This window comes from Streptomyces sp. NPDC048331, assembly GCF_043201215.1.
GTDB lineage: Bacteria > Actinomycetota > Actinomycetes > Streptomycetales > Streptomycetaceae > Streptomyces.
This window is the reverse complement of sequence record NZ_JBICYT010000005.1, coordinates 381,702-402,834: the sequence shown is the minus strand read 5'-3', so window position 1 is coordinate 402,834 and position 21,133 is coordinate 381,702. Positions and strand designations below refer to the sequence as shown.

The window sequence follows — 21,133 nt, the reverse complement described above, 5'->3', positions numbered from 1 at the left end:
CCTTCGGCCCGTGGCGGTCGAAGTCGCCCGTGGGGCGGGGACACGGAGGAGGGTCCCCGCAGGACGAGGCGCGACCTGGGCCGTCTTGCCGGGACGAGGCAGCACGCGCCGAGCCGAGGAGACCCTCCTGCGGGGCCCCGGCCCACACCACCAGCCCCGCCGGCGTTTGAGGCGCGGCCCCGGGCGCAGCCCGAGCCGTACCGCACACCGCCGAGCACCCCGCAGGGGACACCGCCGAGGAGACCCTCCTGCGGGGCCCCGGCCCACACCACCAGCCCCGCCGGCGTTTGAGGCGCGGCCCCGGGCGCAGCCCAAGTCGTACCGCACACCGCCGAGCACCCCGCAGGGGACACCGCCGAGGAGACCCTCCTGCGGGGCCCCGACCCACACCACCAGCCCCGCCGGCGTTTGAGGCGCAGCCCGAGCCGTACCGCACACCGCCGAGCACCCCGCAGGGGACACCGCAGGGGCAAGGTCACACCACCCCCTGGCGGGTCAGGAACGTCGAGACTCGGGGGGAGCGTTGGTGGGGGATGAGGGTGGCGGCCGTTTCCGCCAGCATCGAGCGGATGCGGGTGGACTGGACCTCGGTCAGGAGGTCCAGGACGCGGCCCCCCGCCCAGGCGGCCTCGTCGGGGGCCCCCGCTCGGGCCAGGTCGCCGGCCAGTTCGGCGGTGTAGAGGGCCACGTTGCGGGCGAAGTGCGGGTCTTGGAGGTCGGCGGCGCGGCGGGCGTGCCGGGCCGCGCGGGCGTGCTCGCCCAGCGCCGACCAGCAGCGTGCCTCCAGGGATTCCAGTTCCGCCTGTCCGAAGAAGGACATCCACTCGGGGTCGGCGTCCGACTCGCCGCGGGAGAACTCCGTGTGCGCCCGGGTCAGCGACTCCTCGCAGGCCTTGCGGTCGGCCAGGCCCGCCCAGCCGCCCGCCTCCCGTAGCGCGAGCAGCGACAGCAGCCGCGGGGAGCCGAGGGCGCGGGCGGCGCGGTGGCCCGCCTGGGCGGCGCGTACCGCTTCGCGGGAGCGGCCGCAGTCCCGGGCCAGGAAGGCCATGTTGCTGAAGGCGTGAGCCTCCAGGCCCGCGTCCCGCGCGACCCGGGCCGTCGCCAGGGCCTCCGCGTAGTGCGAGCGGGCGTCGTCGAAGCGGCCCGAGTCGTGGGCCAACCAGCCGACCGATACAGCCAGTTCACCGGCACCCGAGTGCAACCGGTCCTCGGTGGACTGTCGGGTGGCTCCCGCGTCGAGCAGTGCGTAGGCGGTGCGCAGCGGTTCGGCGGCCCGCCGGTAGAGGGCGTCGGCGCCGTGCCGGTCGTCCAGCAGGCGGATCTGGCGGACGGCGTCCTCGACGGCGGCGGCCTCGGACTCGCCGGCGCGGGAGGGGAGTCGGCGGGTGTCGCCGAGCAGGGTGAGGCTGAGCGTCGCGGCCGCCACGGTCGCGGAGCCGCCCGCCATGAACGCGCGACGCAGCACGTCGCTCTCCTTGGCACTGGAAGGGGATCGGTGGAGGGGGAGGGAGAGGGGGGTGCGCCGGCCCGAGCGGCCGCGGACGCTCTCGCGCGGGGAGAAGCCCAGATCGGCCAGGGTGTGGCCGGGGAACATGTGGAGGAAGACCCGCTCGTAGGCGTAGTTGGGGCAGCGGATCTCGCCGGACTCGACCCGGCCGATGTAGCGCGCGTCGCAGGAAACCGTTTCTCCGATTTCCTTCGCGGCCCGGCGCACCAGGGCCGCGAACTCGGCCGGGGAGTGCTGCCCGCGCAGCCGCCGGAACGTGGAGTTGGGTGAGTGGGGGGACGCCGCCATGGACGTGACCTCTCTGGCAAGGAACGCAGCACCGGTGATGGTGACGGGGGTCCGGCGCGCATGAACGTACCCCCAGTGACGGGGTGTTCACACGATGTTTGCCTACAAAACGGATATCTCACCCACGATCCGCCATGAACTGCCATCCTTTGCGGCGTCTTGCCACCGCACCCGTTGACGTTCCCGTGCGTTGAACCCATGCGGATACGGATCGAGGAGGGGTTCCCTTGGTGGAGGGCGGCATGGAGAGCACTGGAACGAGTACCGCGTCCGAGCCCGGTGCGGCCCCGGACCTGGACCTGGTGACCGTTCCCGCGCGGCAGGGGTTGGAGGCGGTGGACATCATCCGCCGCGCGGCCAGCCAGGCCGGTGGGGTCGGGCCGGTTCTGCACGACGGGTCCGGCGACACCCTCGGTTTCCTCGTCCCGTCCGGCACCGCCGACGCGTGGGACCTGCCGGGCAGTGCGTGTACGCAGACCGACGGGCGCGGCGTGCGCTTCGGCGACGCCGCCTCGCCCACCGCGGGCGCCACGGGCTGGCTGCTGCCGCCGGAGGCCGTCGGGCCGGTCACGGATCCGGACGTGCTGCGTGCGGCGCTGGGCGAGGCGGCCCGGCTGATCGAGGCCGCGGACAACTGCCGCTGACCTGCGCGGGCCGGGTCGTGCGCCGGTGCCCGTCACAATGGGGTGGTGGCAGGCAAGGACAGGAACAAGGGCAAGCAGCGCGGTCGCGGCGGCGCCGAGGCGGTCGTCGGGCAGGTGGACGGCGGTCGGGCGGAGCTGGAGCCGGACCGGGAGCGGTCCGGCGCCTGGACCCTGTTGATCGACGGGGCCCCGCAGTCGCACGTGGACCTGGACGATCCCGGGTACCTGGACTTCGCGTACCAGCGGCGGATCGGCCACCTGATCGATCTCGTCGCGCCCGCCCGGCAGCCCTTGAACGTGGTGCACCTGGGCGGCGGGGCCTTCACCCTCGCCCGGTACACGGCCGCCTCCCGCCCGCGCTCCACCCAGCAGGTGGTGGAGATCGACGCCGCTCTGGTGGCCTTCGTACGGGAGCACCTGCCGCTGGATCCGCAGGCGCGGGTCCGGGTCCGGGCGGTGGACGCGCGGGCGGGCCTGGCGAAGATACCGGACGGCTGGGCGGACCTGGTGATCGCGGACGTGTTCAGCGGGGCGCGCACCCCGGCACACCTGACGAGCACCGAGTTCCTGGACGACGTACGCCGGGCGCTGGCGCCCACCGGGTGGTACGTCGCCAATCTGGCGGACGGTCCGCCGCTGACGCATCTGCGGAGCCAGATCGCGACGGCCGCGTCCCGGTTCACGGAGCTGGCGCTGGCCGCGGATCCGGTGGTGTGGCGGGGGAAACGGTTCGGCAACGCCGTCCTGGTGGCCGCCGACCGCGAACTGCCCGTCGCCGAATTCACCCGCCGCGTCGCGAGCGACCCGCATCCGGGCCGGGTCGAGCACGGCCGGGCCCTCGCGGACTTCGCGGGCGGCGCGGCCCCGGTCGCGGACGCCTCCGCGGTGGCCTCGCCGCAGCCGCCGCCCTCCGTCTTCCGCTAGGGCGTGTCGCGTCCGCCGTCAGGGGTCGACGATCTCCACCTGCGGCGGGTGGTCGTGCCAGGTGCAGAAGACCGACACCTCGCGGCCGTCCAGGGTGAAGGTGACCCGGATCCAGAAGTCCGTCTTCCACACCTGCATCCGCCACCCGGCCGCCGGCGTGGCCGAGACCAGCTCGGCGGAGGAGGCGCCCAGGGAGAAGACGACCCGGCCGCCGGACACGGGATAGGCCTGTACCTTGCCCGCGGCCGCCCCCTGGCCCCCCGAACCCTGGCCGTCCGCCCGCTGGTACGGGTTCGGGGTGGCCGACGGCTTCGGGGACTGCCCCGGGGAGGCCCCGGCGGTCGGCGACGCCTCCGGCGTGGGCGACCCGGAGGGCGACGGGGACGCGGACTCCGAGGGGGAGGGAGACCCCTGCGCGCCGTGCGTCGACGAGGACAGGGGATGCGTGGTCAGGGGCACCGCGAGCGGGGGATCGTAGGCCGTTCCCGACATGACGGTGTGGACGCCCCACCACGACAGCGTCACCGCCGCGCCGGTCGCCAGCATCCAGGCCATGGCATGCAGAAGTCCTCGTCGCATCAAGGCACATACTGCACCACCCGCCACAAGAGTGGCCCGACACCCCGCTGAGTCGCCCGGATGGACTACCGTGCGGGCCATGGCAAGTGTGCTCGTGGTCGAGGACGACCAGTTCGTACGTTCCGCCCTGATCCGGCACCTGACCGAGGCCTCGCACACCGTGCGGAGCGTCGGCACGGCCCTGGAGGCCCTGCGCGAGGTCGCGCACCACCGCTTCGACGTGGTCATCCTCGACCTCGGACTGCCCGACCTGGACGGGTCCGAGGCGCTCAAGATGCTGCGCGGCATCACCGACGTACCCGTGATCATCGCCACCGCGCGCGACGACGAGGCGGAGATCGTCCGGCTGCTCAACGACGGCGCCGACGACTACCTGACCAAACCCTTCTCGGTGGAGCACCTCTCCGCCCGGATGTCCGCCGTCCTGCGCCGCGCCCGGGCCGCCGCCGGGGCCGAGCCGCCCTCGCGCGTCCTGCGCGTCGGTGGGCTCGCCATCGACCCGCTGCGCCGCCAGGCCGAGCTGGACGGGGCCGTACTGGACCTCACCCGTCGGGAGTTCGACCTGCTGGCCTTCCTCGCCGGGCGGCCCGGGGTGGTCGTGGCCCGGCGGGAACTGCTCGCCGAGGTCTGGCAGCAGTCGTACGGCGACGACCAGACCATCGACGTCCACCTGTCCTGGCTGCGCCGCAAGCTCGGCGAGACCGCCGCCCGCCCGCGCTACCTGCACACGCTGCGCGGGGTCGGCGTGAAGCTGGAGCCACCGCAGTGATGCCGCGATGAGATGGGCCCTGGTCAAGGTGTGCCTCGCGGTCACGGCCATGGTGGTCGTGGCCTTCGCCGTCCCCCTCGGCCTCGTCGTCCAGGAGATGGCCAGCGACCGGGCCTTCTCCAACGCCGAGCGGCAGGCCGCCAGCATCGGGCCGACGCTGTCCATCACCACCGACCCCGTGCAACTGCAGAAGGCCGTGGAGTCCACCCAGATGGGCGCCGCCCGGCGGATGGCCGTCCACGTGCCCGCCATCGGCGACAGCCCGCCCGTGGACATCGGCCGGGGCCGGGCCGGGGAGCGCGCCGTCGCGGAGACCCGGCGGATGGGGCGGGCCACGACGGCCAAGGTCGCGGGCGGCGGCTCGGCGCTGCTCCAGCCGACCGCCCTCGGGTCCGGGGACATCGCGGTGGTGGAGATCTTCGTACCGGAGAGCGAGGTCAGCAACGGCGTCGCGACCGCCTGGCTGGTGCTCGCGGGCGTCGGGCTGGCCCTGATCGTCGGCTCGGTCGGGGTCGCCGACCGGCTCGGCGCCAGACTGGTCCGGCCGGCCGAACGGCTCGCGGACGCGGCCCACCAGCTCGGCGAGGGCAGGCTCGGCGCCCGGGTGCCCGAGGACGGGCCGAAGGAACTCCGCTCGGCGGCCGCCGCGTTCAACGCCATGGCGGACCAGGTCGTCGAGCTCCTCGCCAACGAGCGGGAACTGGCCGCCGACCTCTCGCACCGGCTGCGGACCCCGCTGACCGTGCTGCGGCTCAACACGGCCTCGCTCGGCGACGGGCCGGCCGCCGAACAGACCCGGGCCGCCGTCGAGCAGCTGGAGCGCGAGGTCGACACCATCATCCGTACCGCGCGGGAACAGCGCCCGGCGACCGGTCCGGGATCCGGCGCGGGCGCGGGCTGCGACGCCTCCGAGGTGATCCGCGACCGGATGGCCTTCTGGTCGGCGCTCGCGGAGGACGAGGGCCGCGAGGTGCGGTGCGCGGGCGTGGACCGTACGGTACGGATTCCCGTGGCGCGGCCCGAACTGGCCGCCGCCCTCGACGCCATGCTCGGCAACGTCTTCCGGCACACGCCCGAAGGCACCCCCTTCTCGGTGGACGTCCACGACGCCTCCGACGCGGTCATCGTGCTCGTCTCGGACGCCGGTCCCGGCATCGCCGACCCGGACGCGGCCCTGCGCCGCGGCAACGACGGCGGTCGTGACGGGTCGACGGGCCTCGGCCTGGACATCGTGCGGCGGGTCGCGGAGTCGACCGGTGGCGACGTGCGGCTGGGGCGCTCGGTGCTCGGCGGGACGGAGGTCCGGGTCTGGATCGGCCTGGACGGCCGGACCCTCGGCGGCCCCGGCGCGGGGCGTGCCGGGCGCGGCCGACGCGGCAACCGACGTAACCGGGGGCGCGCCTCGCAGGTGTGATGTCGCCGTCTCGGTACGGTCCGCGGCATGGACACCCTCATCTTCGGCGGGCTCCTCGCCACGCTGGTCGCCCTGTACCGGGGCGCGTCCCGGACGGTCGTGCTCGGTGCGTGGTGGGCGGTGCTGATCGCCGTCACCCTGCTGACGGCCCACCACATCACCAGCGGTCTCGCGCTGAAGCTGAGCTACTGACCATGGCCGCGACGATGCACAGCCTCGTCCCGGACGCCCCGCCGGAGAGCGGCCTGCTGGGCCGGGCCCAGTACTGGTTCGCCTGCTTCTTCGCCTTCGGCTGGACCTGTGTCGTCCTGGGCGGCCTCTACCACCAGTTCGGACTGGGCCAGATCCCGTGCCCGCTGTGCGTCGCGCAGCGGATGTTCATGGTGCTGGCGGCCCTGGGCGCGGCGTACATCATCCGCGCGGCGCTGATCAGCGGCACGGTGACCGCCCGCGTCTACATGACGGGCTGGGGGATGTCCCTGGTCGCGGCGATCGGTGGCTCCTTCGCGTCCTGGAGGCAGACCACGCTGCACATCCTGCCGGGGGCCAAGGGGTACGGGAGCGAGGTGTTCGGCCTGCACCTGTACGTGTGGGCGTGGATCCTCTTCCAGCTCTCCGTGGTCGGCGTCGGCGTCGCCCTGGCCTTCGCCCACGTGACGGCCGACCGTGCCGTCCCGGCGGTCCGGCCGGGGGCGCTGCGCACGGCGGGCATGTGCGCGCTGTGGTTCCTGGGCATGGTCATCGCGGTGGACCTGCTGGCGGTCTTCCTGGAGGAGGGCTTCCACTGGTTCCTCCCGGACGCCCCGAACCGGTACCGGTTCTTCTCCGACCTGGGGTTCCTGAACTGACCGGGCCGACCGGGCCGACCGGCCGACCGGCCGACCGGGCCGCCCGGTCGGGGGCGCATATGTTGCCGCGCCCCCGGCCCGCGCGGAGGGTGGCGGTGACGGAAGGAGCCAGGCATGAGAGTCATGCTCAGGGCGCACATGGACACGGTCGCCACCAACGACGGCATCAAGACCGGGGCCATGCCCCAGGCGATCAAGAAGCTGATGGAGAGGGTGAAGCCGGAGGCCGCCTACTTCGGCCTGCACGAGGGCGTGCGCTCCTGCTGGATGGTCTTCGACCTGCAGGACAGCGCGCAGATGCCGCGGCTGATGGAGGACCTGTTCCTGCAGTTCAACGCCGAGGTCGAGGTCGCTCCGGTGATGAACGCCGAGGAGCTGGCGAGGGGCCTGGCGGCCATGGGGAGCTGACCGGCCGTCGGGACCTGATCGGCCTCACTGGACACTGAAGCGGTGCGGGTGGGACGGGTCCCGGGGGCAGGCGAAAAGGTTGAGCTTGCCGTGGTTCCCGACGACGACCCCGGTCGGGCTCATCGGTCCGTCCTCCAGCGGGATCCAGCTCTTGCGGTCCGCGTGCCACTCGTTCGTCGCGACGGTCAGCAGCAGCTCCATCGGGCACCCGCAGGCCGCGCAGTCCATGGTCCCGGGCCCGGTGAGGTTCCAGGCGGCGTGCCCACCGACCTTCCAGCCGGGGGCGACGGACAGGTCGCACTCGTAGGTCGGCAGCCAGGGCTCGTCGTCGTCCTCCTCACCGTGGTGGTCCGGCCCTTCCGCGATCTGCCGGGCGGTCCGCGCCAGGGCGGCCTCGTCCTGGGCCTCCGCCAGGGCCTCCTCCTGGGCCTCCTCCCACGCGTCGACCGCCGCTCCCAGCTCCCCGGTGAGCAGCTCGATGTACGGGTACTCGGTGATCCGCTCGGGGTGCAGCACGCACGGCTCGGGCAGGTACCCGTCGAAGCCGACGGCTCCCGGCGCCGGTCGCTCGGTCGCGGGCACCCGGACCTCGGCCGCCCGGCGCCACCGCAGATGCGTGTACATGCCGTATCCGGTGGGCCCGTGGGCGTCGAAGGGGCACCAGAACACCTGGAGCAGATCGCAGCCGTCCGGGCCGGCCGGCAGGTCCGGCACGTCCCGGGCGTGGAGCTGGGCCAGGGCGACGAGCGGCAGCGGTTCCGGTCCGGGAGCGCGCCGGTGCGGGCCGGCGCACACCGGCCAGGGTTCGTCGGCCGGCCACAGCATCGGCCCTCCTACGTGGCTGTCGCGCGGGCCGGGCGTGCCGGGGCGCGGGTGCAGCCGGGTCGCGGTGCGGCGGTGGGCGGCCAGGCCAGGGAAGAGGGACTCCACGTCCAAGGGGCGCGGGGGCGTGGTGCGGCCGGAGCCGCCACTCGTCCGCATCGTCATCGTCGTCTCCGGTGGCGGGGTCCTCGGCGAGGCCATCATGCCCGAGCCGGTCGTGGAGGGCACCCTCGGGATCCTCGGCGAACCCCTGCCCGCCGAAGTCGAGCCGAGCCCCGCCGTGCGGCGGATCCTGGGCCGAGCGCCCCGCCCGTTCGCGGACCGGGCGACCCGCTCGGCCCCGGCCTTCCGTCGGGGGTCGTCCAGGATTTCTACCCCATCCCCTCCAGGCCGGTCTCGTCCCCGTAGGTGAGGAAGCTCCCCTTACGGGCCAGGCGGGCGTACCAGTGGGCGCTGGAGCGGGGGGTGCGGGCCTGGGTCTCGTAGTCGACCTGCACGATGCCGAAGCGCTTGCTGTACCCGTAGGACCACTCGAAGTTGTCCATCAGCGACCAGAGGAAGTAGCCCTCCACCGGGGCGCCGTCCGCCAAGGCGCGGTGGACGGACGCGAGGTGGGCCTCCAGGTAGCCGATGCGTTGCGGGTCGTGCAGGTCCGGGGCGTACGCCGCGCCGTTCTCGGTGACCAGCAGCGGCAGCCCGGGAGCCTCCTTGGTGAAGCGCATCAGCAGGTCGTACAGGCCGGTGGGGTCGATCGACCAGCCCATGTCGGTCTGCTCGCCCGGCGGTTGGTGGAACGCGACCGACTCCGCCGCGGGCCAGGGGGAGTGGGCGGTGGCCCCGTGCCCGTCGGCGCGCGGACCGGCCCCGTCGGAGGAGGCGGAGACCACCGCCGGCGTGTAGTAGTTCACCCCCAGGAAGTCCGGCGGCTGGTGGATCAGCGCCTCGTCACCGTGGCGGACGAAGGACCAGTCCGTCACGGCGGCGGTGTCCGCGAGCAGGTCCTGCGGGTAGGCCCCGTGCAGCAGCGGGCCGGTGAAGACCCGGTTGGCCAGCGCGTCGATCCGGCGGGCCGCGTCCGCGTCGGCCGCCGAGCCGGTCAGCGGCCGTACCGCGCTGGGGTTGAGCGCGATACCGGCCCTGGCCCCGGCCGGCAGGGTCGCCGCGGCCAGCCCGTGGGCCAGGTTGAGGTGGTGCGCCGCGCGCAGCGAGTCGGCGGGGGAGGTGCGACCGGGGGCGTGCACCCCCGAGGCGTAGCCGAGGAAGGCGCTGCACCAGGGCTCGTTGAGGGTGGTCCACAGCTCCACCCGGTCGGCCAGCGCCCCCGCGACCTGCTCGGCGTACCGGGCGAAGGCGTAGGCCGTCTCCCGCTCGGGCCAGCCGCCCGCGCTCTCCAGCTCCTGCGGCAGGTCCCAGTGGTACAGGGTCACGCAGGGCCGGATCCCGTACGAGAGCAGCTCGTCGACCAGCGCGTCGTAGAAGCCGATCCCGCCGGCGAGGACCCGCGGCCAGGACACCGAGAACCGGTAGGCGCCGAGCCCGAGCGAGGCCATCAGGCGGACGTCCTCCCGCCACAGCCGGTGGTGGTCGACGGCCACGTCGCCCGTGTCACCGCCGTGCACCTTGCCCGGCGTACGGCAGAAGGTGTCCCAGATGGACGGTCCGCGCAGGCTCGCCGCGCCCTCGATCTGGAAGGCCGCCGTGGCCGTCCCCCACAGGAACCCGTCGGGGAACCGCAGTTCCCGCGCACCGGTGTCCGTGGCCGTGCCCGTGGTGGGGTCCGTGCCCGTGGTCGGGTCCGTGCCCGTGGTCGGGTCCGTGGTCGTGTTCGTCGGGAGGTGGGTCATCCCTTCACAGCTCCTTGCATGATGCCGCCGACGATCTGCCGGCCGAAGACGAGGAACACCAGCAGCAGCGGGAGCGTGCCCAGCAGCGCACCCGCCATGATCACCGACTGGTCGGGGATGTAACCCCGGCCCAGCCCGGTCAGGGCCACCTGCACCGTCGGGCTGCCGTTCTGCGTCAGCGCGACGATCGGCCAGAAGAAGTCGTTCCAGGCCATGACGAAGGTCAGCATCCCCAGCACCGCCATCGCGGGCCGGGCTGCCGGAAACACCACGTGCCACAGGATCCGCAGCGAACTGGCCCCGTCCGTGCGCGCCGCCTCCACCAGCTCCATCGGCAGCGCGTGCACCAGGTACTGGCGCATGAAGAACACCCCGAACGCGCCCACCAGGGTCGGCAGGATCACCGCCTGGAGCCGGTCGGTCCAGGACAGCTTCGCGATCAGCATGTACAGCGGCACCACGCTCAGCTGCGGCGGGATCAGCATCGTCGCGATCACCAGCGCCAGCAGCGGCTTGCTGCCGCGGAAGCGGAGCTTGGCGAAGGCGAACCCGGCGAGGGTGGAGAAGAACACCGTGCCCGCCGCGACCGTGCCCGCCACGATCACGGTGTTCAGCAGGGCCGTCCCCATGTTGGCGTCGGTCCACGCGACCTGGAGGTTGCGTCCCAGGTTCCCGCCGAACCAGAACGGCGGCGGGGTCTGCGCGAGGCGCGTGTTGCTGCGGGAGGCCGCGATCGCCGTCCACAGGAGGGGGAAGAGCGACCCGGCCGTGAACAGGGCCAGCACCACGTACGTGAGCCGGCCCGCGCGCAGTGCCCTCATCAGGAGTCCTTCCGTCCGCGCAGCAGCCGCGCCGCCCCGGCGATCAGCAGCAGGATCAGGAACATCGCCCACGCGATCGCCGAGGCCCGCCCGAGGTGCAGGTTCACCCAGCCCTGCTCGTACAGGTACAGCCCGAGCGTCTGGAACTGGTGGTCCGAGCCGCCCGTCGCGCCCGCCGCGCCGTTGAACAGCAGCGGCTCGCCGAACAGCTGGGTCGCCCCGATCGTCGACACCACACAGGTGAAGAAGATCGTCGGCCGTAGCGAGGGCACGGTGACGTGGAGGAACTGCTGGAAGCGCGAGGCCCCGTCCAGCGCGGCGGACTCGTACAGCTCGGCCGGTACGGCCTGCATGGCCGCCAGGTAGATCAGCGCGTTGTAGCCGGTCCACCGCCAGATCACGATGGTGGAGACCGCGAACTGGGGCGCGAAGGAGCCGTTCTGCCAGTCGACGGCATCGAAACCGACCGCCGAAAGCGCCCAGTTGACCATTCCGTAGTCCCGCCCGAAGAGCAGGACGAAGACGAGCGTTGCCGCCGCCACCGAGGTCGCGTACGGGGTGAGCACCGCGACCCGGAAGAAGGCGGAGCCCCGCAGCCGGTAGTTGAGCAGATGGGCCAGGCCCAGCGCGATCGCCAGCTGCGGCACCGTGGACAGCAGCCCGATGGTCACCGTGTTGCGCAGCGCGTTCCAGAAGAACTCGTCGTCCCACAGCCGGGTGAAGTTGCGCAGCCCCACCCACGTCATGCTGTCGGGATCGGTCAGCTCCACCTGGTGCAGCGAGGCCCAACCCGTGTAGAGCAGCGGGAACAGCCCGAAAGCGGCGAAGAAGAGGAAGAAGGGCGCCACGAAGGCGTACGGGCTCCAGCGCAGGTCCCAGCGGTAGCGGCGCGAGCGCCACACCTGGCCCGGCCGGCTCCGGCCGCCCCCTTCCGCCGCCGGCCGTTCCGGGCCGACGGCGGAAGGGGACAGGACAACCGTCTCGTCCGTCACCGGTGCCTCACTGGTCCAAGGCGTTGTCGATCGCCTTCACCGCGGCCTCCCAGCCCTCCTGCGGGCTGCGGCCCTTCTGGTCGACCTGGAGCATCCCGATGTCCGCCAGGTTCTGGGCGATCACCAGGTCCTTCGGTCCGACCGCCGCCACCGGCACGCCCTCCGCCGCCTTCGCGAAGATCTCGCCGATCGGGGCGCCGCCGAAGTACGCGTGCTGCGCGCCCGACACGGTCGGCAGCTTGTAGGCGGCGCTCGCGCTCGGGAAACTGCCCCGCTTCTCGAAGAGCTTCGCCTGCTGCGCCGGGGCCGTCAGCCAGGCCGCCAACTTCGCGGCCTCCTGGGCCTGCTTGCCCGCCTTGGGCACCACCAGGAAGGACCCGCCCCAGTTGCTGGGTTTCGGTGCCTGCGCCACGTCCCACTTGTCCTTGCCCGCCGGGCCCGCCTTGTCCTGGATGTAGCCGAGCATCCAGGCCGGGCAGGAGATGGTGGCGAAGCTGCCGTTGGAGAAGCCCTGGTCCCAGGCCGGGGTGAACTGCTGCAGTTTGGCGCTCAGCCCGTCGGTGGCGAAGGAGGCCGCCAGGTCGAAGGCCCCGCGCACCGCCGGGTTGGTCTTGTAGACGACCTTGCCCTGGTCGTCGTAGAACCGCTGGGCGCTGCTGCCGGTCACCGCCGCCATCACACCCGACGCCGAGTCGACGAAGGCCTTCCCCTCGCCGGCCTTGGCCTTGTACGTCCGGCCCGCCTCCAGGTACTTGTTCCAGTCGCCCGCCCACAGCGCCCCGACCGCCGTCCGGTCGGAGGGCAGCCCGGCCGCCTCGAAGAGGTCCTTGCGGTAGCAGATGCCCTGCGGGCCGATGTCCGTACCGAGGCCGACCGTGGCCCCGCCCCTGGCCGCGCTCGCCGTGCCCTGGGCCCACTTCCAGGGCAGGTACGCGGCCTTGTCCACGCCGGGGGCCTTGGCCAGGTCCACCAGCTTGTCGGCCTGGGTGGCGGTGATCTCGGCGATGTTGTTGACCTCGACCGCCTGGATGTCGGCGAGCCCGCTGCCCGTGCCCAGGTGGGTGAGGAGCTGCGGGTAGTAGTTCTCGTTCCGCTCGATGGAGGTCTGCTCGATGCGGATCCCGGGATTCTGCGCCATGTACTCGTCGTAGAGCCCCGCCTCCTTGAGGCCGAAGGCCCCGAAGACGCCGACGGTGAGGGTGGTCCGGTCACCGCCGCCGGAGGTGCCGGAGGTCGGGGCGCCCTTGCCGGTGTCCTCCTCGGGGTCCTGGGCGCACCCCGCGAGCAACAGGGCTGCCGCCCCGAGCGTGGTGACGGTCGTGAGGAGGGTTCTTCGGGCTCGAGCTCGGGTTCGGACGCTCATGGGCTTCCTCCCTGAAGGACGGAACGTGCCAGGTGTCGTGTGACACAGTGTGGGAGCGCTCCCACAGTCGTCAAGAGGTAGATTCACAACCGGGAGGAAGTCATGAACGGGCACGGGCGCAGTGGGGGACGACCGACCCTGGAGGAGGTCGCGGCGCGCGCCGGAGTCGGGCGCGGCACGGTCTCCCGGGTGATCAACGGATCCTCCAAGGTCAGCGAGCACACGAGGGTCGCCGTCGAGGCGGCCGTGGCCGAGCTGGGGTACGTACCGAACCGCGCCGCGCGGGCCCTCGCGGCCAACCGCACGGACGCCATCGCCCTGGTGATCCCCGAACCCGAGGCCCGCTTCTTCGCCGAGCCGTACTTCTCCGAAGTGGTCCGCGGGGTCGGCGCCGAACTCGCCGACACCGAGGTCCAGCTCGTCCTCACCCTGGCGGGCAGCGACCGGGAGCGCCGAAGGCTCGCCCAGTACCTGTCCGGGCACCGCGTCGACGGGGTGCTGCTCGTCTCGGTCCACGCCGGGGACCCGCTGCCGGAGCTGTTGGCCGAGCTGGGCATCCCGACGGTGATCAGCGGGCGCCGGTCCGCCGCCGAGACCCTGCCCTGCGTGGACTCCGACAACCTGGCGGGCGCCGCCGAGGCGGTACGCCACCTCCTCGACCGGGGTCGGCGCACGATCGCCACGATCACCGGCCCGTTGGACGTGTACGGGGCCCAGTGCCGCCTCGACGGCTACCGGCAGGCCCTGGCGGCCGCCGGTCGTCCGGTCGACGAGCTGCTGATCGCGGTCGGCGACTTCACCGAGGAGGGCGGCCGGCGGGCCATGCGCGAGCTGCTGGAGCGCCACCCCGGGCTCGACGCGGTCTTCGCCGCCTCGGACGTCATGGCGGCGGGCGCCCGGCGGGAGCTGCGCGCGGCCGGCCGCCGGATTCCGGGGGACGTGGCGCTGGTCGGCTTCGACGACTCGGTGGTGGCCCGGCACATGGACCCGCCGCTGACCAGCGTCCGGCAGCCGATCGAGGAGATGGGCCGGACCATGACGCGGATGCTGCTGGGCAGGATCGCGGGGGAGGCGGGCGAGGCGGCCGCCGTGCTGCCGAACCGGCTGGTGGTCCGGGAGTCGTCCTAGGAATGCGGAAGGCCCCGATCGCTTCGCGATCGGGGCCTTCCCGCAGGGTGAGTGACGGGACTTGAACCCGCGGCCACCTGGACCACAACCAGGTGCTCTACCAACTGAGCTACACCCACCATGTCCGGTCGGAAAACCGACCGGCCGAAGAAAAGGGTACAGGGTCCGGGAGGGTGCTCGCTCCCCCCTTTCCCGTGCCCCCTCTCCGGGAGGTACTACGCGTCCGGCGCCACGTGCTTCGCGGCGATGCCGCGGGCCGTGTCCGAGTCGGGCCCGGGCTGCGGTACGAAGACCGCCTCCCGGTAGTAGCGCAGCTCGGTGATGGAGTCCTTGATGTCCGCCAGCGCCCGGTGGTTGCCGTTCTTCGGCGGGCTGTTGAAGTACGCCCGCGGGTACCAGCGGCGCGCGAGCTCCTTGACCGAGGACACGTCCACGATCCGGTAGTGCAGGTAGCTCTCCAGCGCGGCCATGTCGCGCAGCAGGAAGCCGCGGTCGGTGCCGACCGAGTTTCCGCAGAGCGGCGCCTTGCGGGGTTCCTTCACGTGCTCCCGTACGTAGGCCAGGACCTGGGCCTCGGCATCCGCGAGGGTGGTCCCGCCGGCCAGCTCGTCGAGCAGGCCGGAGGCGGTGTGCATCTCGCGGACCACGTCGGGCATGGTCTCCAGGGCGGCGTCCGGCGGGCGGATCACGATGTCCACGCCTTCGCCGAGCACGTTGAGCTCCGAGTCGGTGACCAGTGCGGCCACCTCGATAAGTGCGTCGTCCGTCAACGAGAGCCCGGTCATCTCGCAGTCGATCCACACCATGCGATCGTTCATGTGTCCCACCTTATGCGGTCCCCCGGGGCGCGGACCGCATATGCGGAAGGTCCCCCACCGGCGGTGGCCGATGGAGGACCCTCTGCGTCGTACTCAGCCTGCGGTCAGGCGTGTTCCCGCATGACCCGGCCCGGGGCGTAGAGCTCCGTCACCGTGGGTCCCGACGCGGCCAGAGCCGCCGCCGCCCGGTGGGGCTGCGGAGTGCGCTGGTGCGGAACCGGGCCCGCGTTGATCTCGGCCACCTGTGCCACGTCGGCCTGCGGCCGGCGCGCCCGGTAGGCGGAGCGGTAGGCGGCCGGGGAGGACCCCAGCTGCCGCCGGAAGTGACCCCGCAGGGCGACCGGCGAGCGGAACCCGCAGCGCCCGGCGACCTCGTCGACCGAGTAGTCGGAGGTCTCCAGCAGCCGCTGGGCCTGGAGCACCCGCTGGGTGATCAGCCACTGGAGCGGGGCGCTGCCGGTGAGCGAGCGGAACCGCCGGTCGAAGGTGCGCCTGCTCATGTAGGCGCGGGCGGCCAGCGTCTCCACGTCGAACTGCTCGTGGAGGTGTTCCAGTGCCCAGGCGACGACCTCGGCCAGCGGGTCGGCGCCGATCTCCTCCGGCAGCGACCTGTCGAGATAGCGTTCCTGGCCGCCGGTCCGGCGCGGCGGCACGACGAGCCTGCGGGCCAGGGCCCCGGCCGCCTCGCTGCCGTGGTCCGTGCGCACGATGTGCAGGCACAGGTCGATTCCGGCCGCCGTGCCGGCGGACGTGAGCACGTCGCCGTCGTCGACGAACAGTTCGCGCGGATCGACATGGACGGACGGGTACCGCTTGGCCAGCGTCGGCGCGTACATCCAGTGCGTCGTCGCGGGCCGGCCGTCCAGCAGACCGGCGGCGGCGAGCACGAAGGCTCCCGTGCACAGTCCGACGATCCGGGCCCCCTCCTCGTGCGCCAGACGCAGTGCGTCGAGCGCCTCCGGAGGTGGCGGTGATGTGATGGAGCGCCAGGCGGGAACGACGACCGTTCCTGCCCGGGCGATCGCCTCCAACCCGTACGGCGCGGTCAGTTCGAGCCCGCCGGTGGTCCTGAGCGGACCGTCCTCACCGGCGCACACGAGCAATCGATAGCGTGGAACTCCCGCGTCCTGCCGGTCAATGCCGAACACGGAAAGTGGAATGGAGCTCTCGAAGATCGGTCCGCCGCTGAAGAGCAGCACCGCGACGATCTCCCTGCGGCGACGCCCCGCGAGCTTCCGGCCGGCGTCTGCTGTGACGACGGCGGTGGAATCCTGGCTCATGGCGCTAAGCCCCCCTTGGGTGTCGCGACTCCTTGGTCTGGTCGCACCTGCACGTTTCCCCTCGGCCTTGCACGTGGATCCCCCGCCGTAAATACATGATCGAATCTACTGCGTCCCGTGGTGTCGGCGTGACAAGTTCAGCACGCAGCGCTATGTCGACTTCTCAACTTGGCGAAAAGCATTCGATCAGTAAGCGTTCCACTCCGCTACCCGAACGGGAAGCGTGGTCCCCGGCCATGGCCAGTACCTGTAGGGCCGGAACGCCCCCCGAGGTCTGTCGTCGCTGGTGGTGAGGGGGACGGTGGGACATTCCGGCAAGGAGGGCACCCTGCCGGGAAGTTGGCTGAAAACATGCGTGTGTGGGTGTGCGAATGAGTCAGTCCTGCGGGGAGGCGGGCCCGGAGCCCCGGCAACCGCGGCGGTTCCCGGTGCCGGCGCGTGAGTGCCGGCCGCGGTGGGCGGGCGGAAGGGACTCGTCCGCCCGCACGCGCGCCGCGGCCCGCTGGGTCTTCTCCGAGTGGCGCAGCAGGATCCGGCACGCGGCCGTGACGGCGAGCAGGCCGAGGGTGGCGACGGCGGCCCCGCCGTAGGAGGTCCCGTAGACGACGAGCACCACGGGGACGAGCAGGCAGCTGAAGGCCGCCCAGCGCACGACGTCACCCGCGGGGTCGTCATGGGGGTGTCCGGCGGAACGCACGGACGGGTGAAGGGCGGAGCGGGCGGACGGCGTGAAGTGCGGGGCGGGGTCGGCGTTCTGGAGGGACCGGACGGACTGCGTCGGCTGAGCTGGCTGGACGGGGTGAACCGGATGACCGGGCACGGCGTACTCCCTGCGGGCTCTTACCTGAAGGTCGGACGCATGTCCCAACGCCCGGCGGCGGGGCTCGGTCACTGCGCCATCGGGTGGCGATGGCCGTTGTCGTCACTGGCTGTAGGGGGCAGTGGTCATTGCCAAGGCGCGCTCGCTCCGGCATGCTCCCTGGGACGCTCTCCAAGGGCGGCATGCCCTGTGCAGGACAGGAGTGTCGCCGTACCCTGGTGGGTATGGGCTTGGGAAGATGCTTCCCGGACAGAGCTCCGTCACACTGCGTCGCCGATTTCGCCCCTGTTGCTTCCTCCAAGGACCTCTTCGCCGAGACACCCATGGCCGGTCACGAATTCTCCGAACCCGCGGACCGCAAGCGCAAACGCGTCGTCGACCCCTCGTCGGCCGCCGATCTGCGCGCGGTGGAACAGACACGCGTGCACTGCGATCCGGCCTTCCGGCACGGGGTCGTTGTGGGATTCGACGGATCCACCTCCAGTGAGCGTGCGCTCGCCTATGCGATCGGCATGGCCCGTCGCTCCGGATCCGGTCTGATCATCGTCCATGTCGCCAACCGGCTACCCACCACGGTGTGGGCCGGCTGCGAGCCGCCCGTCTTCGTCGACGTGCCGGACCACCGCACCGAGGTGCTCGGGCTGGAACTCGCCTGCGCGGACTACTTGGCCGAAGTGCCGTGGATCCTGGTCGAGCGTGGTGGTGACATCTGCCATGAGCTGGAGGAGGTCGGCCGGGAGTATTCGGCCGACGCCATCGTGGTCGGCTCCACGCACGGCATCGTGGGTCGGATCTTCGGGTCGGTCGCGGGCCGACTGGCCAAGCGCGCACAGCGACCGGTCGTCGTCATTCCTTGATCGTTCCCCGCCCCGGCGTGATCGGGGCCCTCGCGGCGCCGATCGCTCACCGTTGTCGTTCTGTGACCGTTTGTTAAGTCGCTTGTGCGGTTGTGCCCCCGTGTAAAGGGTAGATAAATGCTGCTGGGACGCAGCAAACAACTGCAGATCGAAGGGAGCCCGCCGTGGACAATGGTGTCTCTGCGGGAAGCACGGCCTCGACTTCGACCCTCGGGCACATCGCCCTGGGGCTCACCCTTCTCGCATTCGGTATCGGCCACACCGGTGTCATCGACGGCGTGTCCGCTGCCAGTTCCGTGTCACTCGCGACCTACGTCGGCGGTCTGGCCCTGTTCGTCCTCGGAGTCCTCGAATTCCGCGGCGGCAACGGCTTCAACGGCACGGCGTTCGCGGGCCTCGGAGCCTTCTGGTTCACCTGGGCCGCGGGAGCCGACGGAAAGGTTTCGGCGGACGCCGCCGGAACGTTCCTGGTCCTGTTCGCCCTCCTCGGCGTCACCCTCACCGTGGGCGCGGCGAGCGGACTCTTCGGGCAGGGCGTGTACGGCCTGTTCACCCTCTCCCTGCTGCTTCTGGCGATAGGTGCGTTCGCCGACAACAGCATGCTGGCCAAGGTGGCCGGCTGGGTGGCCGCGGTCGGCGGGCTCCTGGCCTGGTACGGGGCCACCGCCGCCCTCGCCCACTGGCCGCTGGCCTTCGGCAAGGCCCGCAGCGGCGGAGCGGTCGCCACGGGCTGACGGACACGGCACGGCAGGCGCACGCGTACGGCCCCCGGGAGATCCCGGGGGCCGTACGCACGTGCGGGGTGCTGCCGCTCGATTACTCGACGGTGACCGACTTCGCCAGGTTGCGCGGCTTGTCGATGTCCCGGCCCATGGCCAGGGCGGTGTGGTACGCCAGCAGCTGGAGCGGGATGCCCATCAGGATCGGGTCCAGCTCGTCCTCGTTCTTCGGGACCACGATGGTGTGGTCCGCCTTCTCCTGCTCGCGGTGCGCGACCGCGAGGATCCGGCCGCTGCGGGCCTTGATCTCCTCAAGCGCCGCGCGGTTCTTCTCCAGCAGGTCGTCGTCGGGGACGATCGCGACCGTCGGCAGCGAGGGCTCGATCAGGGCCAGCGGGCCGTGCTTGAGCTCGGAGGCGGGGTAGGCCTCGGCGTGGATGTAGGAGATCTCCTTCAGCTTGAGGGAGGCCTCCAGGGCCACCGGGTAACCGCGCACCCGGCCGATGAACATCATCGACTTGGCCTCGGCGTACTCGGCCGCCAGCTTCTTGATGTCCTCTTCGCCCTCGAGGATCTCCTGGATCTGCGCGGGCAGCTTGCGCAGGCCCTCGATGATCCGCTTGCCGTCGGTGACCGAGAGGTCCCGGATGCGGCCCAGGTGCACGGCGAGCAGCGCGAAGGCCACGACCGTGTTGGTGAAGCACTTGGTGGAGACGACGCAGACCTCGGGGCCGGCGTGCACGTACACGCCGCCGTCGGCCTCACGGGCGATGGCGGAACCGACCACGTTGACCACGCCGAGGACGCGGGCGCCCTTGCGCTTGAGCTCCTGCACCGCCGCGAGGACGTCGTAGGTCTCACCGGACTGGGAGACCGCGATGTAGAGGGTGTCGGGGTCCACGACCGGGTTGCGGTAGCGGAACTCGGAGGCCGGCTCGGCGTCCGCGGGGATCCGGGCCATGCCCTCGATGAGGCCGGCGCCGATCATGCCCGCGTGGTACGAGGTGCCGCAGCCCAGGATCTTGACGCGGCGGATGCCGCGCGCCTCGCGCGGGTCCAGGTTCAGGCCGCCCAGGTGCACGGTGGAGAAGCGGTCGTCGATCCGGCCGCGCAGCACGCGGTCGACCGCGTCGGGCTGCTCGGAGATCTCCTTGTGCATGTAGGTGTCGTGGCCGCCCATGTCGTACGAGGCGGCCTCCCACTCCACGGTCTCCGGGGTGGCGTTGGTCGTCGTGCCGGAGGTCGTGTAGGTGCGGAAGTCGTCGGCCTTGATGGTGGCCATCTCGCCGTCCCCGAGGGTGACGACCTGGCGGGTGTGGGCGACCAGCGCGGCGACGTCCGAGGCGACGAACATCTCCTTCTCGCCGATGCCGAGCACCACGGGGGAGCCGTTGCGGGCGACGACGATGCGGTCGGGGAAGTCGGCGTGCATGACGGCGATGCCGTAGGTGCCGTCGATGACCTTGACCGCCTCGCGGACCTTCTCCTCCAGCGAGTCGGCCTCGGAGCGGGCGATCAGGTGGACGATGACCTCGGTGTCGGTCTCCGACACGAAGACGACGCCCTCCGCCTCCAGCTTGGCGCGCAGCTCGGAGCAGTTGTCGACGATGCCGTTGTGGACGACGGCGACCTTGTTCTCCGGGTCCAGGTGCGGGTGCGAGTTGATGTCGCTCGGGGCGCCGTGGGTGGCCCAGCGGGTGTGGGCGATGCCGGTGGTGCCGGCGAAGCGCTTGGGAACGCGGGATTCCAGCTCGCGGACGCGACCCTTGGCCTTGACGACCTTCAGGGCCGGGGCCTTCGGGGTGTTGACCACGATGCCCGCGGAGTCGTAGCCGCGGTACTCCAGCCGCTGCAGGCCTTCCAGCAGCAGCGGTGCCACGTCACGCTTGCCGATGTAACCGACGATTCCACACATACGGTTCTGCCCCTCCTGAAGTTCGGTTCTGTACTCGTCCGGTGCCGCGTGCGGCGGCGGCCGGCTCAGCCGTAGACGATGCGGCGCAATTGCCGGAGCGAGAGCTCCGGCGGCGCCACGGCGCGGTGCGGCAGCTCGGCCGCGATCCGCTCGAAGATCTCCGCGTTCACCGCTCCGCCGGACTGCAGTTCCCGGTGGCGGCGGCGGACGAACTCCTCGGTCGTCTCGTCGAAGTAGGCGAGCACGTCCAGTACCACCCGGGCGGCCTCTCCGCGCTGCAGCGCGGTGCTGCGCACCAGGTGGTCGACGAGGTCGTCATGCGACGGGCGGCGATCGAGCACTCGTAGATATTGGCGGCTCGCCGCCCTGAACG

22 protein-coding genes and 1 tRNA gene are annotated in these 21,133 nt (G+C 72.1%); 10 read left to right on the top strand and 13 right to left on the bottom strand.

Annotated features, from left to right (window positions below; genetic code table 11):
• Nucleotides 1-475 precede the first annotated feature (475 nt).
• Nucleotides 476-1,795, bottom strand: a complete 1,320-nt coding sequence (locus ACGFYY_RS11790; protein WP_393708519.1) for a tetratricopeptide repeat protein — start codon at nucleotides 1,793-1,795, stop codon at nucleotides 476-478.
• Between the two features lie 242 nt (nucleotides 1,796-2,037).
• On the opposite strand from ACGFYY_RS11790, the gene ACGFYY_RS11785 reads away from it, so the two are divergent.
• Both ACGFYY_RS11785 and ACGFYY_RS11780 read left to right on the top strand, forming a co-directional pair.
• On the top strand, nucleotides 2,038-2,439 hold the full coding sequence (locus ACGFYY_RS11785) for a hypothetical protein (protein ID WP_393708517.1): 402 nt from the start codon (nucleotides 2,038-2,040) through the stop codon (nucleotides 2,437-2,439).
• 45 nt (nucleotides 2,440-2,484) lie between these two features.
• Nucleotides 2,485-3,363, top strand: coding sequence for a spermidine synthase (locus tag ACGFYY_RS11780; protein WP_393708515.1), 879 nt, complete (start codon nucleotides 2,485-2,487; stop codon nucleotides 3,361-3,363).
• Between the two features lie 18 nt (nucleotides 3,364-3,381).
• On the opposite strand, the gene ACGFYY_RS11775 is transcribed toward ACGFYY_RS11780, so the two are convergent.
• Nucleotides 3,382-3,942 (bottom strand): hypothetical protein, encoded by a 561-nt coding sequence (locus ACGFYY_RS11775; protein WP_393708513.1) that lies wholly within the window; start codon nucleotides 3,940-3,942, stop codon nucleotides 3,382-3,384.
• Between the two features lie 79 nt (nucleotides 3,943-4,021).
• Between ACGFYY_RS11775 and ACGFYY_RS11770 the strand changes: the two genes are divergently transcribed.
• The 5 genes from ACGFYY_RS11770 (at nucleotide 4,022) to ACGFYY_RS11750 (ending at nucleotide 7,381) form a co-directional block, all read left to right on the top strand.
• Nucleotides 4,022-4,711 carry a response regulator transcription factor gene (locus tag ACGFYY_RS11770; protein WP_030161684.1) on the top strand — a complete coding sequence of 230 codons (690 nt, stop codon included), beginning with the start codon at nucleotides 4,022-4,024 and terminating at the stop codon, nucleotides 4,709-4,711.
• Nucleotides 4,712-4,718: 7 nt separating this feature from the next.
• Nucleotides 4,719-6,125 (top strand): HAMP domain-containing sensor histidine kinase, encoded by a 1,407-nt coding sequence (locus tag ACGFYY_RS11765; RefSeq protein WP_365266994.1) that lies wholly within the window; start codon nucleotides 4,719-4,721, stop codon nucleotides 6,123-6,125.
• Nucleotides 6,126-6,152: 27 nt separating this feature from the next.
• Nucleotides 6,153-6,317, top strand: coding sequence for a DUF5993 family protein (locus ACGFYY_RS11760; protein WP_167745558.1), 165 nt, complete (start codon nucleotides 6,153-6,155; stop codon nucleotides 6,315-6,317).
• 2 nt (nucleotides 6,318-6,319) lie between these two features.
• Nucleotides 6,320-6,973 carry a disulfide bond formation protein B gene (locus ACGFYY_RS11755; RefSeq protein ID WP_393708509.1) on the top strand — a complete coding sequence of 218 codons (654 nt, stop codon included), beginning with the start codon at nucleotides 6,320-6,322 and terminating at the stop codon, nucleotides 6,971-6,973.
• Nucleotides 6,974-7,087: 114 nt separating this feature from the next.
• Nucleotides 7,088-7,381 carry a hypothetical protein gene (locus ACGFYY_RS11750; RefSeq protein WP_365266990.1) on the top strand — a complete coding sequence of 98 codons (294 nt, stop codon included), beginning with the start codon at nucleotides 7,088-7,090 and terminating at the stop codon, nucleotides 7,379-7,381.
• Between the two features lie 24 nt (nucleotides 7,382-7,405).
• On the opposite strand, the gene ACGFYY_RS11745 is transcribed toward ACGFYY_RS11750, so the two are convergent.
• From ACGFYY_RS11745 to ACGFYY_RS11725, 5 genes are all read right to left on the bottom strand, one after another.
• Nucleotides 7,406-8,431, bottom strand: a complete 1,026-nt coding sequence (locus ACGFYY_RS11745) for a hypothetical protein (RefSeq protein WP_393708506.1) — start codon at nucleotides 8,429-8,431, stop codon at nucleotides 7,406-7,408.
• A 143-nt stretch (nucleotides 8,432-8,574) separates the two neighbouring features.
• Entirely contained in the window at nucleotides 8,575-10,047 is a 1,473-nt protein-coding gene (locus ACGFYY_RS11740; RefSeq protein ID WP_393708504.1) for a GH1 family beta-glucosidase, read from the bottom strand.
• Nucleotides 10,044-10,868 carry a carbohydrate ABC transporter permease gene (locus ACGFYY_RS11735; protein ID WP_365266985.1) on the bottom strand — a complete coding sequence of 275 codons (825 nt, stop codon included), beginning with the start codon at nucleotides 10,866-10,868 and terminating at the stop codon, nucleotides 10,044-10,046. The genes ACGFYY_RS11740 and ACGFYY_RS11735 overlap by 4 nt, the downstream gene beginning before the upstream one ends.
• Nucleotides 10,868-11,860 (bottom strand): carbohydrate ABC transporter permease, encoded by a 993-nt coding sequence (locus tag ACGFYY_RS11730; RefSeq protein WP_393708501.1) that lies wholly within the window; start codon nucleotides 11,858-11,860, stop codon nucleotides 10,868-10,870. The genes ACGFYY_RS11735 and ACGFYY_RS11730 overlap by 1 nt, the downstream gene beginning before the upstream one ends.
• A 7-nt stretch (nucleotides 11,861-11,867) precedes the next feature.
• Nucleotides 11,868-13,148, bottom strand: coding sequence for an extracellular solute-binding protein (locus tag ACGFYY_RS11725; RefSeq protein WP_393708499.1), 1,281 nt, complete (start codon nucleotides 13,146-13,148; stop codon nucleotides 11,868-11,870).
• Between the two features lie 177 nt (nucleotides 13,149-13,325).
• Between ACGFYY_RS11725 and ACGFYY_RS11720 the strand changes: the two genes are divergently transcribed.
• Nucleotides 13,326-14,351 (top strand): LacI family DNA-binding transcriptional regulator, encoded by a 1,026-nt coding sequence (locus tag ACGFYY_RS11720; RefSeq protein WP_393708497.1) that lies wholly within the window; start codon nucleotides 13,326-13,328, stop codon nucleotides 14,349-14,351.
• Nucleotides 14,352-14,397: 46 nt separating this feature from the next.
• Here the strand turns inward: ACGFYY_RS11720 and ACGFYY_RS11715 are convergent.
• From ACGFYY_RS11715 to ACGFYY_RS11700, 4 genes are all read right to left on the bottom strand, one after another.
• A tRNA-His gene (locus ACGFYY_RS11715) sits at nucleotides 14,398-14,470 on the bottom strand.
• A gap of 96 nt (nucleotides 14,471-14,566) precedes the next feature.
• Nucleotides 14,567-15,169, bottom strand: coding sequence for an oligoribonuclease (gene orn / locus ACGFYY_RS11710; RefSeq protein ID WP_393708495.1), 603 nt, complete (start codon nucleotides 15,167-15,169; stop codon nucleotides 14,567-14,569).
• 104 nt (nucleotides 15,170-15,273) lie between these two features.
• A complete protein-coding gene (locus ACGFYY_RS11705; RefSeq protein WP_033222383.1) occupies nucleotides 15,274-16,449 on the bottom strand; it encodes a helix-turn-helix domain-containing protein in 1,176 nt (391 codons plus the stop codon).
• A 376-nt stretch (nucleotides 16,450-16,825) separates the two neighbouring features.
• The gene (locus ACGFYY_RS11700; protein WP_393708492.1) at nucleotides 16,826-17,269 is read right to left on the bottom strand and encodes a hypothetical protein; all 444 of its coding nucleotides are present in this window, start codon (nucleotides 17,267-17,269) and stop codon (nucleotides 16,826-16,828) included.
• A gap of 323 nt (nucleotides 17,270-17,592) precedes the next feature.
• Between ACGFYY_RS11700 and ACGFYY_RS11695 the strand changes: the two genes are divergently transcribed.
• The gene (locus tag ACGFYY_RS11695; protein WP_150261838.1) at nucleotides 17,593-18,126 is read left to right on the top strand and encodes a universal stress protein; all 534 of its coding nucleotides are present in this window, start codon (nucleotides 17,593-17,595) and stop codon (nucleotides 18,124-18,126) included.
• A 164-nt stretch (nucleotides 18,127-18,290) separates the two neighbouring features.
• Nucleotides 18,291-18,860 carry an acetate uptake transporter gene (locus tag ACGFYY_RS11690; protein WP_393708490.1) on the top strand — a complete coding sequence of 190 codons (570 nt, stop codon included), beginning with the start codon at nucleotides 18,291-18,293 and terminating at the stop codon, nucleotides 18,858-18,860.
• Nucleotides 18,861-18,942: 82 nt separating this feature from the next.
• On the opposite strand, the gene glmS is transcribed toward ACGFYY_RS11690, so the two are convergent.
• On the bottom strand, nucleotides 18,943-20,760 hold the full coding sequence (gene glmS / locus ACGFYY_RS11685; protein WP_030756947.1) for a glutamine--fructose-6-phosphate transaminase (isomerizing): 1,818 nt from the start codon (nucleotides 20,758-20,760) through the stop codon (nucleotides 18,943-18,945).
• A 65-nt stretch (nucleotides 20,761-20,825) separates the two neighbouring features.
• Nucleotides 20,826-21,101, bottom strand: coding sequence for a hypothetical protein (locus ACGFYY_RS11680; protein ID WP_030008735.1), 276 nt, complete (start codon nucleotides 21,099-21,101; stop codon nucleotides 20,826-20,828).
• Nucleotides 21,102-21,133 lie beyond the last annotated feature (32 nt).

Excerpts from the sequence above, each read along its gene's own strand:
- ACGFYY_RS11785 (WP_393708517.1), top strand. The coding sequence starts at position 2,038 with ATGGAGAGCACTGGAACGAGTACCGCGTCCGAGCCCGGTGCGGCCCCG.
- ACGFYY_RS11750 (WP_365266990.1), top strand. The coding sequence starts at position 7,088 with ATGAGAGTCATGCTCAGGGCGCACATGGACACGGTCGCCACCAACGAC.
- ACGFYY_RS11775 (WP_393708513.1), bottom strand. The coding sequence starts at position 3,942 with ATGCGACGAGGACTTCTGCATGCCATGGCCTGGATGCTGGCGACCGGC.
- ACGFYY_RS11790 (WP_393708519.1), bottom strand. The coding sequence starts at position 1,795 with ATGGCGGCGTCCCCCCACTCACCCAACTCCACGTTCCGGCGGCTGCGC.
- ACGFYY_RS11755 (WP_393708509.1), top strand. The coding sequence starts at position 6,320 with ATGGCCGCGACGATGCACAGCCTCGTCCCGGACGCCCCGCCGGAGAGC.
- ACGFYY_RS11705 (WP_033222383.1), bottom strand. The coding sequence starts at position 16,449 with ATGAGCCAGGATTCCACCGCCGTCGTCACAGCAGACGCCGGCCGGAAG.
- ACGFYY_RS11720 (WP_393708497.1), top strand. The coding sequence starts at position 13,326 with ATGAACGGGCACGGGCGCAGTGGGGGACGACCGACCCTGGAGGAGGTC.
- ACGFYY_RS11735 (WP_365266985.1), bottom strand. The coding sequence starts at position 10,868 with ATGAGGGCACTGCGCGCGGGCCGGCTCACGTACGTGGTGCTGGCCCTG.
- ACGFYY_RS11765 (WP_365266994.1), top strand. The coding sequence starts at position 4,719 with ATGAGATGGGCCCTGGTCAAGGTGTGCCTCGCGGTCACGGCCATGGTG.
- ACGFYY_RS11770 (WP_030161684.1), top strand. The coding sequence starts at position 4,022 with ATGGCAAGTGTGCTCGTGGTCGAGGACGACCAGTTCGTACGTTCCGCC.
- ACGFYY_RS11740 (WP_393708504.1), bottom strand. The coding sequence starts at position 10,047 with ATGACCCACCTCCCGACGAACACGACCACGGACCCGACCACGGGCACG.
- ACGFYY_RS11695 (WP_150261838.1), top strand. The coding sequence starts at position 17,593 with ATGGCCGGTCACGAATTCTCCGAACCCGCGGACCGCAAGCGCAAACGC.
- glmS (WP_030756947.1), bottom strand. The coding sequence starts at position 20,760 with ATGTGTGGAATCGTCGGTTACATCGGCAAGCGTGACGTGGCACCGCTG.
- ACGFYY_RS11760 (WP_167745558.1), top strand. The coding sequence starts at position 6,153 with ATGGACACCCTCATCTTCGGCGGGCTCCTCGCCACGCTGGTCGCCCTG.
- orn (WP_393708495.1), bottom strand. The coding sequence starts at position 15,169 with ATGAACGATCGCATGGTGTGGATCGACTGCGAGATGACCGGGCTCTCG.